Source organism: Burkholderia diffusa, from assembly GCF_902499115.1.
Taxonomy (GTDB): domain Bacteria; phylum Pseudomonadota; class Gammaproteobacteria; order Burkholderiales; family Burkholderiaceae; genus Burkholderia; species Burkholderia diffusa.
This window is the reverse complement of sequence record NZ_CABVPN010000001.1, coordinates 81,000-96,208: the sequence shown is the minus strand read 5'-3', so window position 1 is coordinate 96,208 and position 15,209 is coordinate 81,000. Positions and strand designations below refer to the sequence as shown.

General features: G+C 66.8%; 12 protein-coding genes. 6 read left to right on the top strand and 6 right to left on the bottom strand.

Features of this window, described 5'->3' with window-relative positions:
• Nucleotides 1-43 precede the first annotated feature (43 nt).
• From sucD to BTE28158_RS00425, 5 genes are all read left to right on the top strand, one after another.
• Nucleotides 44-925 carry a succinate--CoA ligase subunit alpha gene (gene sucD / locus BTE28158_RS00445; protein ID WP_010090788.1) on the top strand — a complete coding sequence of 294 codons (882 nt, stop codon included), beginning with the start codon at nt 44-46 and terminating at the stop codon, nt 923-925.
• Nucleotides 926-1,083: 158 nt separating this feature from the next.
• The gene (locus BTE28158_RS00440; protein ID WP_124621384.1) at nt 1,084-1,785 is read left to right on the top strand and encodes a TerC family protein; all 702 of its coding nucleotides are present in this window, start codon (nt 1,084-1,086) and stop codon (nt 1,783-1,785) included.
• Between the two features lie 97 nt (nt 1,786-1,882).
• Nucleotides 1,883-2,479, top strand: coding sequence for a pilin (locus BTE28158_RS00435; protein WP_059607921.1), 597 nt, complete (start codon nt 1,883-1,885; stop codon nt 2,477-2,479).
• 156 nt (nt 2,480-2,635) lie between these two features.
• Nucleotides 2,636-4,414 carry a PglL family O-oligosaccharyltransferase gene (locus BTE28158_RS00430; RefSeq protein WP_151051457.1) on the top strand — a complete coding sequence of 593 codons (1,779 nt, stop codon included), beginning with the start codon at nt 2,636-2,638 and terminating at the stop codon, nt 4,412-4,414.
• A 415-nt stretch (nt 4,415-4,829) separates the two neighbouring features.
• Nucleotides 4,830-5,180 (top strand): TonB family protein, encoded by a 351-nt coding sequence (locus BTE28158_RS00425; RefSeq protein ID WP_006749941.1) that lies wholly within the window; start codon nt 4,830-4,832, stop codon nt 5,178-5,180.
• A gap of 75 nt (nt 5,181-5,255) precedes the next feature.
• Here BTE28158_RS00425 and BTE28158_RS00420 read toward each other — a convergent pair whose 3' ends face one another.
• The 6 genes from BTE28158_RS00420 to moaC form a co-directional block, all read right to left on the bottom strand.
• On the bottom strand, nt 5,256-6,464 hold the full coding sequence (locus tag BTE28158_RS00420) for a hypothetical protein (RefSeq protein ID WP_151051455.1): 1,209 nt from the start codon (nt 6,462-6,464) through the stop codon (nt 5,256-5,258).
• 31 nt (nt 6,465-6,495) lie between these two features.
• A complete protein-coding gene (locus BTE28158_RS00415) occupies nt 6,496-7,773 on the bottom strand; it encodes a WD40/YVTN/BNR-like repeat-containing protein (protein ID WP_059607924.1) in 1,278 nt (425 codons plus the stop codon).
• A 100-nt stretch (nt 7,774-7,873) separates the two neighbouring features.
• The gene (locus BTE28158_RS00410; RefSeq protein WP_151051453.1) at nt 7,874-9,025 is read right to left on the bottom strand and encodes a beta propeller repeat protein; all 1,152 of its coding nucleotides are present in this window, start codon (nt 9,023-9,025) and stop codon (nt 7,874-7,876) included.
• Between the two features lie 79 nt (nt 9,026-9,104).
• Complete coding sequence (locus BTE28158_RS00405) at nt 9,105-9,974, bottom strand: hypothetical protein (RefSeq protein ID WP_012364620.1); 870 nt, start codon at nt 9,972-9,974, stop codon at nt 9,105-9,107.
• On the bottom strand, nt 9,967-12,654 hold the full coding sequence (locus tag BTE28158_RS00400; RefSeq protein ID WP_151051451.1) for a type VI secretion system Vgr family protein: 2,688 nt from the start codon (nt 12,652-12,654) through the stop codon (nt 9,967-9,969). Before BTE28158_RS00400 ends, BTE28158_RS00405 begins: the two co-directional genes overlap by 8 nt.
• Before the next feature lie 115 nt (nt 12,655-12,769).
• Nucleotides 12,770-13,258, bottom strand: coding sequence for a cyclic pyranopterin monophosphate synthase MoaC (moaC, locus tag BTE28158_RS00395; RefSeq protein WP_011657821.1), 489 nt, complete (start codon nt 13,256-13,258; stop codon nt 12,770-12,772).
• A 240-nt stretch (nt 13,259-13,498) separates the two neighbouring features.
• Here moaC and BTE28158_RS00390 point away from each other — a divergent pair, with 240 nt between their 5' ends.
• Nucleotides 13,499-15,193 carry a M48 family metalloprotease gene (locus tag BTE28158_RS00390; protein WP_138847217.1) on the top strand — a complete coding sequence of 565 codons (1,695 nt, stop codon included), beginning with the start codon at nt 13,499-13,501 and terminating at the stop codon, nt 15,191-15,193.
• Nucleotides 15,194-15,209 lie beyond the last annotated feature (16 nt).

Genomic DNA, 15,209 nt, shown 5'->3' with positions numbered 1-15,209 from the left:
GCGCGGCAGATACGCGACGCCAATCGAACAGAGGTCAAAATACATGTCGATTCTGATCAACAAGGACACGAAGGTCATCACGCAGGGCATTACCGGCAAAACCGGTCAGTTCCATACGCGCGCCTGCCGTGAATATGCAAACGGCCGCGAAGCATTCGTCGCGGGCGTGAACCCGAAGAAGGCCGGCGAAGACTTCGAAGGCATTCCGATCTACGCGAGCGTCAAGGAAGCGAAGGCAGAAACCGGCGCGACCGTGTCGGTCATCTACGTTCCGCCGGCAGGCGCAGCCGCTGCGATCTGGGAAGCGGTCGAAGCCGACCTCGATCTCGCGATCTGCATCACGGAAGGCATTCCCGTCCGTGACATGATCGAAGTGAAGGACCGCATGCGCCGCGAAGGCCGCAAGACGCTGCTGCTCGGACCGAACTGCCCGGGCACGATCACGCCGGACGAGCTGAAGATCGGCATCATGCCGGGTCACATCCACCGCAAGGGCCGCATCGGCGTCGTGTCGCGTTCGGGCACGCTGACGTATGAAGCCGTTGCACAGCTGACGGCGCTGGGCCTCGGCCAGTCGTCGGCAGTCGGCATCGGCGGCGACCCGATCAACGGTCTGAAGCACATCGACGTGATGAAGATGTTCAACGACGATCCGGATACGGACGCGGTCGTGATGATCGGCGAGATCGGCGGTCCGGACGAAGCCAACGCCGCTCAGTGGATCAAGGACAACATGAAGAAGCCGGTCGTCGGCTTCATCGCTGGCGTCACGGCGCCTCCGGGCAAGCGCATGGGCCACGCCGGCGCGCTGATCTCGGGCGGTGCGGATACGGCCGAAGCGAAGCTGGAAATCATGGAAGCGTGCGGCATCACCGTCACGCGCAACCCGTCGGAAATGGGTCGCCTGCTGAAGAAGGCGCTGTAATTTCCGCGTGGTTCGTCCTGCAAAAAACGCCGGCCTTGCCGGCGTTTTTTGTTATGCTCTCGCAATGAATTTGTAAGCACCCGGCATGCGCGATGCATGTCCCGGCGTTCACCCGGCACGTCTGTCCGACGGCCGTTACCCCGCACCCGATACCGCTCATGCTTGAATTCCTGACCTCGCTCCACTGGGGCGCGGTGTTTCAGATCGTCATCATCGACATCCTCCTCGGCGGCGACAACGCGGTCGTGATCGCGCTCGCGTGCCGCAACCTGCCGGCCAACCAGCGGCTGCGCGGCGTCGTGTGGGGCACGGCCGGCGCGATCCTGCTGCGGGTCGCGCTGATCGCGTTCGCGGTCGTGCTGCTCGACGTCCCGTTCCTGAAGTTCGGCGGCGGCCTGCTGCTGTTGTGGATCGGCGTCAAGCTGATGGCGCCCGACGCCGACGCGCACGACAACGTGAAGCCGGCCGACCGGCTGTGGGACGCGGTGAAGACGATCGTGATCGCCGACGCCGTGATGAGCCTCGACAACGTGATCGCGATCGCCGGCGCGGCCGAGCAGGCCGATCCGTCGCACCGGCTGGCGCTGGTGATCTTCGGGCTCGTCGTCAGCGTGCCGATCATCGTGTGGGGCAGCACGCTGGTGCTGAAGCTGCTCGATCGGTTCCCGATCGTCGTGGCGCTCGGCGCCGGGTTGCTGGGCTGGATCGCCGGCGGGCTGATGGTGCACGACCCGGTCGGCGACCGCTGGCCGGTGCTCGATACGCCGGCGGCGATCTACGGCGCGAGCATCGCCGGCGCGCTGTTCGTCGTCGCCACCGGTTACGCGCTCCGGCGACGCCGCAGCGCCACGCACGCGTGACGTTGGCCGTCCGGCCGACTGCCGGGGCCGCGGCCCGCTGGCTACGATCGAAACGCCTGCCTGATTCGGCAGGCGTTTTTCGTTTCCGGAGCCAGTCATGTTCGAAGCCTTTTCCGTTTCCCTGTTCCGTCGCATCGCCGCCGATCTGCGGCGCGCGAGCCGGCCGTTGCCGCGCTGCCGGCCGGCCGGCTTCACGCTGATCGAGCTGATGATCGTGCTCGCGATCGTCGGCGTGATCGCGGCCTATGCGATTCCCGCGTACCAGGATTACCTCGCGCGGTCGCGTGTCGGCGAGGGGCTCGCGCTTGCTTCGTCCGCACGGCTCGCAGTTGCCGACAACGCCGCGAGCGGCGCGGGCCTCGACGGCGGCTACAGCCCGCCGGCCGCTACCCGCAACGTCGAATCCGTCGCCATCGACGGCGACACCGGCCAGATCACGGTGGCGTTCACCGCCCGCGTCGCCGCGGCCGGCGCGAATACGCTCGTCCTGGTGCCGTCCGCCCCGGACAAGGCCGACACGCCAACCGCGCGCGTGCCGCTGAAAAAGGGCGCGATGCAGGCGGGTGCGATCGCGTGGGAGTGCTTTGCCGCCGGCAAGTCTGCGTCGTCGCTTCCGGCGCCGGGCGCGGGCCCGTTACCGGCGGAGGCCGCGACTTTGCCCGCGCAATATGCGCCCGCGGAGTGCCGCGCGTAGTGTCGGGGGCATGCCGCCAAGTCCGTGGCCGCGTGCGCGGCGCGGCGCCCGCCGGCCGGCTGCGCCCGCCCCGGCGCGTGGGCAATGGCACGACGGGCCCGCACAGAGGGGGGAAAGTTTTGTATAGTGCGCCGGTTGCTGACATCCGGTTCGCTCATGCCTTCTACTTTTTCCCGTTCGTTGCCGCTCGTTGCGCTGGCTGTCGCCCTGATCGTGCCGTACTCGATCACGAATCACACGTATCCGATCCCGACCTTCTATTCCGAGTTTGCCGCGCTGGTGCTGTATCTGCTGGTGGGGCTCTCCGTCGTGCTGCTCGCACGCACGGGCCGCCCGGCCGAGCCGTTCGCCGCGCCGGCCGCGTTCGTCGCGCCGCTCGGGTTCGCGGCGGTGCTGATCGCGCAGGTCGCGCTCATGCCGCTCAAGGTGCCGTCGATGAATTGGCTGGCGGTCGGCTACCTGGCCGCCGCGCTGGTCGCGATGCAGGCCGGCTACACGCTGGCGCGCGAGGGGCTCGCCGAAGCCGCCGCGCAAATGATGTCCGGCGCGCTGCTGCTCGGCGGGATGCTCGCGGTCGCGAGCCAGGTCGTGCAGTTGTTCCATCTCGAATCCGCGGTGTCGCCGTTCGTCGTGGTGTACAACATCGCGGTCGATCGCCGTCCGTACGGCAACATGGCACAGGCGAACCACCTGGCGACCTACATCGCGTTCGCGCTCGCGGGCGCGCTGTATCTGGTGCAGACGCGCCGGCTCGCGGTATGGGCGTGGCTCGCGCTGTCGATCGTGCTGTCGGCCGGGCTCGCGCTGACGGTGTCGCGCGGCCCGTGGCTGCAGGTTGCGGTGCTGGTCGTCGCGGGCTTCTGGATGGCGTGGCTCGAGTCGCGCCGCGCGCCGGGCAACCGCCGCGCATGGGTGATGCCGGTCGCGCTCGCGGTGGCCTTCGTCGCGGTGAACGTTGCGGTGCGCTGGGCCAACGTGCATTTCCATCTGGGGCTCGCCGAGTCGGCGGCCGACCGGATGCGCGACGCGGGGCAGATCGCGCCGCGCCTCGCGCTCTGGAAGTACGGGCTCGCGATGTTCCGCGAGCATCCGGTGCTCGGCGTCGGCTGGGGCGAGTTCCCGTCGCACCAGTTCGCGCTCGTGCGCACGCTCGGCGGTGTCGAGATCGCGAACAACTCGCACGACATCTTCATCGACCTGCTCGCGAAGTCCGGCCTCGTCGGCCTCGGCGTGCTCGTCGTCGCGCTCGTGACGTGGTTCGTGCGCGCGGTGCGCGCGCCGCAGTCGAGCTCGCGCGTGTTCGGCCTCGCGCTGATCGGCATCCTGTTGATGCATGCGCTCGTCGAATATCCGCAGCAGTACATGTTCTTCCTGCTGCCGGCGATGTTCGTGATCGGCCTGCTCGAGGTGAAGCCGTTGCGCATCCTGCCGGGGCGCGCGGCGTTCGGGCTGTTCGCGGTGCTGTCGTTCGGCGGCGTGCTGGCGGCGGTGCCCGTGCTGCGCGACTACCAGCGCGCGGAAGTGCTGTATTACGGCAGCGATCCGGCCGCACAGTACCGCGATGCGCCGTCGCTGTTGTTCGGCGCGTGGGGCGATTACGGGGCGGCCACGCTGCTGGCAATTTCGCCGGACAACCTGCCGCTCAAGCTCCTCGCGCATGAGCGCGCGATCGCGCTGCTGCCCGGCGAGACGGTGCTGCGCCGCTATGCGGTGCTGCAGGCGCTGGCCGGTCGCGAAGCCGACGCCCTCGATACAGTCGCGCGCCTGCATGTGTTCGCGAAGGAATTGAAGGACTGGCCGCAGCAGTTGGCGTTGCTGTACAAGCTGTGCGACCAGCAACCGGCACTGAAGGCGTTCAAGGCGGCCGTCGTCGCGAAGTACGGGGAAGTGCCGGCCGATGCGGACGAGGACGACTCCGACGACGATTCCGAGTGACGCCACGCTGAACACCGTGCCGACACCGCGCGGCGCCGGGCGGGGAATCCCGGCGCTGGCCGCATTGCGGTGAGGCGGGTGGGCGATGGCGGGGCGAAGGGGGCGGCGATTGCTTCCCCCGCGGAATGGATGCCTGCCGAATCCGGTGTGATTCGCGTCAACCATTGTCAAATCGCGGCCACGCGCAAGGCGGCGCGTGCACAATGCGGCAAAGCGTTCGCGTGCGCGGCCGCCCGCTGCGGGCCGCTACCGCGAACGCCGCCCCGGATCTCCGGGAACCCGACAAGCAGGATCGCGACCGGGCAGCCGCCGGTCGTGCGGCCGTAACGGCGCGCCGGTCCGATGGCCGCGGCGCGGGGCGATGTCCGCCGGCGCGGCGTTCGTCCGCAACAGTACTGAAGAACGATATTCGACCATGGCCCTTCGCTCGACCCTCCTGATCCTGCCTGCCGTCGCCGTGCTGGTTTCCGGCTGCGCGATGCTGTCGTCGTCGCAGGAAAGCAAGCTGACCTGCCACATTCCGCGCGCCGTCTATCCGGATAGCGCGAAGCCGCTCACGCGTCCGGTCACCGTGCTCGTGCGCGCGCTGATGACGACCGCGGGCGAAGCGCAGAACGTCACCGTGACGACGAGCAGCCGCAATGCGGCGGCGGACCGCGCGGCCGTCGATGCGATGACGCACGCGACCTGCGCGCAGACGGGCGCCACCGCGAATCCGTTCCTGCTCACGCAACCGTTCGTGTTCGAGCCGCGACGCGCCCAATGATGGGCGGCCGGGCACGCCGAGGCGCGCGTGCCGCTTGCCGTCGATTCCTGTGAGGCGTCGCCGTGCCGCCGACGTTCAGTGCCGCGGCATCAGGTTCGCGCCGTGGCATGCCGGCTCGGCCGCCTTGCGTAGCCCGAGCATCGTGAACCCGTTGCGCTCCTGGCGGATCAGCGCGTAGCGTCGCGCAACCGTGTTTCCGTCCTTGCCCGTCAGATCCAGTTCGACCTGGAAGAGATCCTTGCTGTCCGCGCAGCCGCGTACCGGTCCGTAGGCGAACCCGGTATCGGGCGCCTTGCTTTCCGCAATGAACGCCTGTCGCGCTTGCAGCGCCGCCGCAGCGGCCGCGGGTTCGCTCCAGGCGCGCGCGAGCGTATCGTCCACGCCCAGCCATTCATCGACGAAATCGCGACCGTTGACCGCGACCGGCTGCACGCGTTGCACGGTGTCGCCGTCGACGCGATAGCGGAAGATGCCCGGCCGTGTCATCACGTCGCTGTCGCGCGAGCCGACCGTCATGCGCAGTTCGAAGCCGTCGGGGCGCACCTTGAAGCGGATCGCGTCGTCGTCGAGCACGTAGCCGTGAGCCGTATGGAACAGCGTGTGTTGCGCGGCCGCGCCGCTTGCCGGCGCGACCACGTCCGCGCCGAACCGGCTCCAGCGCGACGAGCACCACGGCGTGCCGTGGACGACCGCCACCTGGCCGCGGGGCAATGCGCCGAACCAGAAGCCGCCGCCGTAGGCGCCGCCGATGTCCTTGTAGTCGTCGGCCTGCCAGCGCAGCACCCGCCGCCAGCCGCCGTTTTCCCATGCGTAGGCAGTGAGCAGGTTGTCGTCGCCGCATGGGATGTCGAAGCCGGCGCGCACGAAGAGGAGCGGGCGGGACGTGCCGTCGCGTTGGACGTCGACGTCCGGGTTGCGACCGAATGCCGATTCGGCGTTTTTCGGCTGGGCGGATTGGGTGGATTGGGCGGGTACGCCGAGTGCGGCCGCAAGCGTGCGTTTCAGCGCAGCCGGCTCGACGTGTTCGTCGCTGCACGCAAGCCGCGCGTCGATCGCGCCGACGAGCGCCTGCTTGTACGCGCGAAGCGCGTCGCGCAAAGGCGGCGAGACGTCGACCGTGCCGCCGCCGTCGCCTTGCGGATTCCGGACTTGCTGTACGCGGTGCTGCGCGTCGAGCGCCGCGCGTGCGGCGGTGTCGGCGGCGGGGCAGGGGCTGGCGGCGGAGGCGGTGGCCGCCGCGGCAGCGCACAGTACGAATGCGGCGCGATGCAGCGCTTTTTTCATCGAATAGGGTCTCCGGATGTAGCGAGGGGATTCAGTCTTGTGAGGCGGGGGAATGTCGGATGGGGAATGACAGCTTCTTCAGTCTTTCATCGAGCAGCGAGTAGAGCGTGTTCGTATCCTGGTCGAAGTACCGGTTGTGATAGACGATCCCGTCGGCATTCTGTTTCCAGGTCCTGCCTGCGTCAGTGCTGCTGATCATCAGGGGGATTGGTGGATCGTCGATTGCTTGCCCGGGATCGGTGGCATATACGAGTAACAGGCCGTCGCGGCCCACGTCGAGGCCGTTCACGATGAGCTTCATGTCAAACGTCATCACTTGCCGGACGCGCGCGGGTTGCGTGTCCGTCCACGTCGAAAGCACGCCGGCCCGGCGTGCGCGATCCGGTGCCGTATCTTTGCCGCCCTCGTCGTCGAGGAGAGACAGTGCGTAAAGCGCGTAACCGCTGGTCGTGGCCGGCGTCGAAGCGAGTCGGATGACGGTCTGGTTCGGCAGAACGATATCGGGAACGAACGTCTGCTGATTTGGCGGAAGCCCGTATACGACGCTGCGAGCGGGCCCCGTTGCCGACGGATCGACATGGTAAGCCACTCGCAGGGTGCCGTCGGGACCAAGATTCACCGCTCTGAGGTTGCGCCGACGGCCACTGGGGACGACTGCATCCGGCGGTAGTGCGATCAGTTGCCAGGACTCGCCGCCGTCGGATGTTCGCCGGACGGTGGGGCCGCGGCCAATCGCATAGCCGTGCTGCGCGTCGATGAAGAGCAGGTCGTCGATATCTTCGTGCTCCGGCCATGCCATCTGCGACCAGTGGCGGCCGCCGTCGAGCGATTTCCAGACACGGGTTTGCCGCGAGACGAGGTCGTCCGCGGAATGCTGCGACGTATAGTCCAGCCAGCCGATGCTGATCAAGTGGACCTGACCGTCTCGCGAATGCCACCACGCGGTGTGTTGGCCGGGCGCTTGCAAGAAGCGCTGCAGTCCGTGATCGAGCGTGCCGCGGAAGAAATTCACGGTTCGTCGATTGAGGGTTTCTCCCGCACTGTTCATCCATGCTTCGGTGGGTTCGGCGACCGTCGGAACCTTCCACTCGCCGGCCGGCTTCAGCGTCACGACAGGATCGGCAAACGTGAGCGACATGATTTCGTTGCCGGCGATGTAGAAATCACCCACACCTGCTGGCGGGTCGGACCATGTGATCTGCGACGAAACGGTCTTCCAGTGAGGACCGGTGCTCTCGTAAAACAGATTCAATACGATGCCGCCGATCGCGATGACGGCCAGCCCCTTCAGTCGAGATCGATGGCGCATGGGATTGGCTGAAGTCGATAGAGGAATCTCGTGGCTGGCCGTGCCGCGGACGTCGTTCGTTTCCGCGGACACGGCCTGCGACAAACGCATCGGGCGCCGATCAGAATTGCCGTTTCCGCAGCGTATAGGCGAACACCGAATAGAGCGTGTTCGTTTGTGGATCGAAGTAGCCGCCCTGTGAAGCCTTGTCGGCGGTCTGCTGCCATGTCTTTCCACCGTCGGTGCTGCTGATCGTCAGGTCGATCGGTGCGCCGCCGCCGTTTGCGGTGTTCGGGTCGGTCGCGTGGACCAGCAGGACGCCGTTGCGACCCGCGCTCAGTCCGTTGAGCGTCAGCGGGCTGTCAAACGCATGCAGTTCCTGGATGTGTTCGGGGTGCTCGCTAGTCCAGGTCGAAATGACGCCCGCACCATGACCGCTGCCGGATTCGCCGCTTGTACGCGACAACGCATACAGTGCGTAATTCCGGACGGGGGCCGGCGACGATTCGAGGCTGACGATGACTTGTCCGGGGAGCACCGCTTCCCGGATGAAATCCTGCTGATTCCAATCGAGCCGCCAGACCACCGTTGCCGGTTGCGGATGCTCGGCGTCTTCAACCTGATAGGCAATGCGCAATACACCGTCGGGACCGAGGTTGGTCCCGTCGAAAGTCCGGCGTGGCTTGTCCTGAAGGGCGGCACCCGGCGGTTCCTTGATTTCCTGCCACGATTGCCCGCCGTCCGCCGTTCGCCACACGCGGGGTCCCCTTCCGATGGCGTAGCCCCGTTGCGCATCAATGAACAGCAAGCGGTTGATGTTGCGCTCCGTCGGCCATTCGAGCTGGGCCCAGTGCTGGCCACCGTCGCTCGACTTCCAGAGTCGGGTTGTCTGAGGGGACGCACCGTCGACGGTGCGCGGCGCCGCGTAATCCATCCAGCCCGTACTGACGTACAGGATCTGCCAGTCAGGCGAGTACCACCATGACGCGGTCTGGCCCGGTTGCTGGAAGTGGCGCACGGCGCTCCCGTCCAGCGTGCCGCGCAGGAAACTGACGGTCGACCGGTTCAGCCGCTGGTTCGAATCGTCCATCCAAGGTTCGGTGAATTCCGCGAGGTCAGGGTTCTTCTGCTCGCTCTCCGGCTTGAACTTGAGTTCCGGTCGCGCAACCTTCAGTGACATGAAATCGTTGCGTTGCACGCGAAATGCGCCCGCACCGTACGGCTTGTCGTTGCGCATGAATTCGGTCGATACCGTGTCCCACCCTGATGTCATTTCCGTATATCCGTAAATAGCGATCGGGAGAACAAGCACGCATCCCGCGACCCAAAGCCATCGTTTGCCTTTTCGCATGTCACTTCGCCAGCAGCCTTCCGAGCGCCTTGCCGACCGGATCGTCGGCGTCCGATTCCTCGGCTTTTTTCCGGAGAACAGGGATGGCGGAATCGAAAGCCTGCCCCCACGTTCTTCCGTCGCCCCATTCCTGAATGTTCGGCCGCATCCCGATCCTGACGAGATCCATGATCGGCAGGTCGGCCAATCCTCCGTCGAGGTAGGCCATCGGGTGTGTCTTGAATGCAAATTCCTTGAACTTTTCGGTGTTTATTTCCAGCTCGAACTGTGGCCACGTCATATCGACGCTACCGTTTCCCGGCGTCGGGCTGGCCATCTGGATCGTGTTGCCCATCATGTTCTGATTCAACCCGTCTTCCATGTTGACCTGGAGCAGCTTGCGCGCTTTGTTCAGCCACGCTTTCCCTTGGGGGCTGAGGCTCGGATAGAGATTCGCTCCATAGTCGGAGCAGTAGTAGTAGCCGTAGCTGATGTAGTAATCGGGCGGCTTATGTCCGCACCCGATGTGACGCATCATGAAGTTGCCATGACGAGACCAGTCGGAATTCGTGCTGTCTATCTTGATCAATTCTTCACGGCGGTGCAGGAGTCGGTGCGCGACGTCCGAGTCGGTCCACGGATCCCACGATAGGGCGAAACCCTTGATGGTCGACCAGATGCTCGACATGCTGACCTTCTCGACCGTCTCCATATACGCCCCGTGAAGCGGCCGATAGTAGAACGGACAGGTGCCGACGATCCATTTCGGTGCCGGCGTCACATGCTTGTCGCAGATATTGATCGCCACCTTCGGCCGATCCTTGTACCCCGTCGGCGTCAGCATCCCCGAGCCGCTGCCCAGTACGTTGTTGTCCTGTTGTCCGTCAGCCATTCGATTTCCCTAGAAACTTGACGACGACGTCGTGCGGCACGTGGCTCTGCGTGAGCCCCGTCTCGCCTGCCGCATTGGTGACGCCTTCCGAGAGCAGCTTGCCGTTCGAGAACATCTGGTATCGCGTGTTCGCTACCGGAATGTCGGTGCCGGCCCAGTGCGCGATGAACGCCTGATCGTAGTTGCCGGTCGAGTTCGGCAGGGTCGGCATCGTCTGCGACAGGTGCGTGGGGCCGCTGAACGCGTGCTGCGCCCCCTTGATGTCGATCTTGCCGGGTGCGTGCACTTCGATGTTGCCGTTCGCGATGCGGATGTACGCGCCGCCGGAGGTCAGCAGGATTTCCTTCGCCGCGGCGCCTTCGATCGACTCGGTTACCGCCATCAGCTTCAGCGCCTTCTGGGCCGTCAGCTCGATGTTGTCCGCGTGCGCCTGCACTTCGACCTTGCCCTTGCCGGCGAATAGCTTGATCCCGGAGTTCTGCGCGAACAGGCTGATCCGGTCGAGGACGCTCGCGATCAGCGACTTTCCGGCGGCCACGTGCGTGCTTTGCCCGCTGACGAGGTTGACGTGCTGGTCCGCGGCAAGCTGCACGGACTGTTGCGTGGACATCCCGATACCGGCCGGGCTGCCGAACAGCATCACCGGCTCCTTGAACGCGTTGGCCGTGCCGGTTCCGCCGCCCGCGGTCCTGCCGCCCGACGTGCCGCCGCTCACGCTGTTCTGCGTCGCGTCGGTGAACTGCTTCAGCGCCGAGTGGCCGTGGTCGAGCGGTTCGGCCTGATGCTGCGCGCCGACCTCCGACATGGCCTCCATCAGGCCTTCTGCACGGACGAGCTGCTGTTGCGTTTCCTGAACGTCGAGCGGCTGGCTCGCCGGCTGCTTCGGGTGCGTCGTGACGTACAGCCCGCGGCTCGCGCGTACGGCGCCGTACGCGTCCGAGCGCAGGTCGAAGCCGCTGCCGAGATAGCTGCCGCGGTTGTTGCCCGCATGGTCGATCAGGTAACCGAGATGCAAGTGCGCGTTGGTCTCGCTGCTGTAGAGGTGCACGCGGTTCTGCGAGGTCGCGTCGTCGAGCACGAGCTGGTTGTAGCCGGCGCCCGCATATTCCTTGGACCGGTATCCGGACAGGATCCCGTTGCTGTGCCACTGCGGGCTCGTCGCGCCGTTGTACAGCTTGCCGACGATGATCGGGCGATCGCAGTCGCCGCCGAGGAAATCGACCAGCACCTCCTCGCCGCTGCGGTGCGGGTGAACGGCCCCATAACCCTTGCCCGAATCCGACGCGGTGGCACGCAGCCAGCACGACGCCTTTTCGTCGCCGTCGTTCAGGCGGTCCCAATGGAAGCGAACCTTGACCCGGTTGAGCGCGTCGGTGTGGATTTCCTCGCCTTTCGGTGCGACGACGATCGCCGATTGCAGGTGCATCGGCGGCTTCGCGTGTTCGAACGGGCTGCGGAACGGTACGGTCGTGCGCTGGGCTTCGACGCGGATCTGAAAGAAGCCTTCGCTGCCGTCGGGATGACGCACGCGCGACTGGGCCGTATCGGTTGCCTGCACGATGCTGCCGACCTCGGCGCGCAGGCTGTGCGGGAAAACCGCCTGTTCGTCGGCAACGGGCAGATTGTTGACGATGACCCACGCCGTCTCGATCACGGCGAATTCGCGCTGCCCGGCATCGTCCTTGTCGTGTTCGGGGTGATCCGCCAGCTCGAAGGTCCGCCCGGCATCCATGCGCCGCACGCCGCCGACGCCATGAAAGCGTTTCGCGCGCGACTCCTGTTCCTCCATCCATATCTTCGACAGATGGTCACCGCGGGACTGTTCGAGGTACGTGTACGCACCGGTGTATTCGTAGACCTCGAGCTGCGGCGGCAGGTCACCCTGATTGGCGATCGTCGGCGTATGGGTCGCCTTCGGATTCGCCGCGCTCGGCGGCTGCTTGTAGTCGAACGTGGGTGTGGCGCGGGCGACACTTCGCAGCGTGCGCGTGCCGGAGAACTGGACGAACGTGTCGGCCTCGTCACCCGTGCCCGCATGATGAAAGCGCACCGTTCGCGGCGACAGCGCGGGCAACGCGTCGACGCGGTCGACGACGACGAGCCGGTGCGACTTGCCGTCCTGGTCCTGTTCCCAGAAGCCATACAGGCCTTCCGATTCCATCAGGCGATGCACGAAATTCCAGTCATCCTCGTACTGCATGCAGAACGAGCGGAGCGGCAGCGGCTGGTGGAGCTTGAAGGTGAAGCGACCCTTGGCCTGCGGATGCTGGTTCAGCACGTCGGCAATGATGTCGTCCGCGGACTGGTCCTGCCAGATTCGCTGGTCGCGGCGAAACTTCAGGAAGTGCAGGAACGAAGCGAAGACGATCTGGTAGTGCGTGACGCCGCTGTCCGAGCCGAGCCGGCGGGCGCAATGCACGTAGCCGTGGTGAGGCGCATAAGACTGGTCGGCCTGCAGGATCCACAGCGTCACCGGCTGCGCGATCAGCTTCTTGAGCTCGAGGTTATCGGACACCGACACGGTATCGACCGTGAACTCGAAGTGACGCCCGAGCCGCGATCGGCCGATGACGCGATGCGGCAGCAGCACGTCGGGGCCCACCGGCGTATCCAGTTTGACAAGGCGCTCGTGCTGAACCGGTCCGGCCAGCAATGCGCTTCTTAACGCTTGCGAATTCATCACCCGTGCTCGCTTTTTTTGTGCTGGGTCGCACGCTCTCCCGTGCGGAATCCGGTAATTGTATGAGATAAACGGGCGGTATCCCGAATTTACCGGCCGACAGGGTGCCGACCGGTCAGCCGGCGGTGTCCTCGGCCTTCCAGTCCCCCGACTTCCCGCCACGCTTTTCTCTCACGCTCACCTCGGTGATCACCATCCCCCGGTCGACCGCCTTGCACATGTCGTACACGGTCAGCAGCCCGACCTGCACGGCGGTCAGCGCTTCCATCTCGACACCGGTGCGCCCGAACGTCTCGACCTGCGCGACGCAGTGCACGCCCGGCAGCGCGTCGTCGAGTTCGAAGTCGACGGCCACGCGCGTCAGCGCGAGCGGATGACACAGCGGAATGAGGTCGGCGGTGCGCTTGGCACCCTGGATCGCGGCGATGCGCGCGACGCCGAGCACGTCGCCTTTCTTCGCCTTGCCGTCGCGGATCAGCGCGAACGTCGCCGGCAGCATCCGGATCGTGCCGCGCGCGATCGCGATACGTTGCGTTTCCTGCTTGCCGCCGACGTCGACCATGTGCGCGTGGCCGGCGGCGTCGAAATGGGTAAGTCCTGACATGTCCTGCTCCGATCTCTTGTGTCGCGGCCGGTCGATCCACCGCGTCGGGCACCGTGCCGCAACCATCTGCAACGTTTCAACGGGCGCCTATCATAGCAGCGGCCTGCACGACGCCGGGCGTGCAGACGGCGCATCCGCCGCAGCGAACAGTCGCGATCCCGCCGGTACAATGACCAGGATCTTCAGACCAAACGCCGCGATGCGCGCCCGGCGCGCGGGACGCGTCGTCTTCATCCTGCCATGCGTGTCAAACAGTTGCTTGCCGTGTTGCTGTCGACGGCGCTCGTGCTGCCGCCGAGCGGCCATGCACAGCGCCTGTCCGCGCTGCCGCTCGAGCCGGCGGCCGGCGCTTCGCCGTCGATTTCCACGGTGCCTTCCGGCATCGCGACCGGCGTATTCGGCACCTACGGCGGCGCGGAAAGCCGGTTCTCCGGCGGCGACGGCGCGTCCGCGCCGGTCGCGAGCCTGCGTGCACCCCTGCGCGCGCTGGAACTGCCCGACCTCGGCGACGGCTCCGGCGGTTCGCTTACGCCGCAGGCCGAGCGCCGTCTCGGCGAGCGCGTGATGCGCGAGGTGCGGCGCGACCCGGACTACCTCGACGACTGGCTCGCGCGCGACTACCTGAACGCGATCGCGAAGCGGCTCGCGGCCGCGGCCGCGGCGCGCTACATCGGCGGCTACACGCCGGACTTCGAGTTGTTCCCCGTGCGCGATCCGCAGATCAACGCATTCTCGATGCCGGGCGGTTTCATCGGGATCAACAGCGGCCTGGTCGTCACGACGCAAACGGAATCCGAACTCGCCTCGGTGGTCGGCCACGAGATGGGCCACGTGCTGCAGCGGCACATCGCGCGGATGATCGGCGCGAACGAGAAGACGGGCTACACCGCGCTCGCGACGATGCTGCTCGGGGTGCTGGCGGGCGTGCTCGCGCGCAGCGGCGATCTCGGCAGCGCGATCGCGATGGGCGGGCAGGCGTTTGCGGTCGACAACCAGCTGCGCTTCTCGCGCTCGGCCGAGCGCGAGGCCGATCGCGTCGGTTTCCAGCTGCTCGCGGGCGCCGGCTACGATCCGTACGGGATGCCGGGCTTCTTCGAGCGGCTCGAGCGCGCGTCGATGGGCGACGCGGGCGTGCCGGCCTATGCGCGCACGCACCCGCTGACGGGTGAACGGATCGCCGACATGGAGGATCGCGCGCGCCGCGCGCCGTACCGGCAGCCGCGCCAGTCGGCCGAATACGGCTTCGTGCGCGCGCGGCTGCGCATTCTGCAGAACCGTGCGCCGAACGACATCGCGGCCGAGGCGCGCCGGATGCAGCTCGAGATCGACGATCGCACGGCGCCGAACGTCGCGGCGAACGAGTACGGGATCGCGCTCGCGAACACGCTGCTCGGCCAGTACGACGCGGCCGACAAGGCGCTCGCGTCGGCCCGCGCCGCCTTCGACGCGCGCGAGCGGCGCGCGGACGATCCGCAGACGAGTTCGCCGAGCCTCGACGTGCTCGCCGCCGACCTCGCCCGCCGCGCGGGCCGGACCGACGACGCGGTGCGGCTCGCGGCGCTCGCGCAGCGGCGCTGGCCGGCGTCGCACGCGGCGATCGTCGCGCACCTGCAGGCGCTGATCGCCGCGCGCCGCTTCGACGAAGCGCAGACGCTCGCACGCACGCAGGCGAAAGCGGACCCGGAGCAGCCGGACTGGTGGGACTACCTCGCGAAGGCGAGCGACGGCAAGGGCGACGTGCTCGCGCGGCGCCGTGCGCTCGCGGAGAAGCTGGCGCTCGACGGCGCGTGGCCGTCTGCGATTCGCCAGCTGAAGGAGGCGCGCGACGCGAAGGACGTGTCGTTCTACGACCAGTCGATCATCGGCGCGCGGCTGCTGGAATTCGAGGCGCGCTACAAGGAAGAGCGCGAGGACGAGAAGAACGGCCGCGGATAACGGCCGCGAGGCGGGC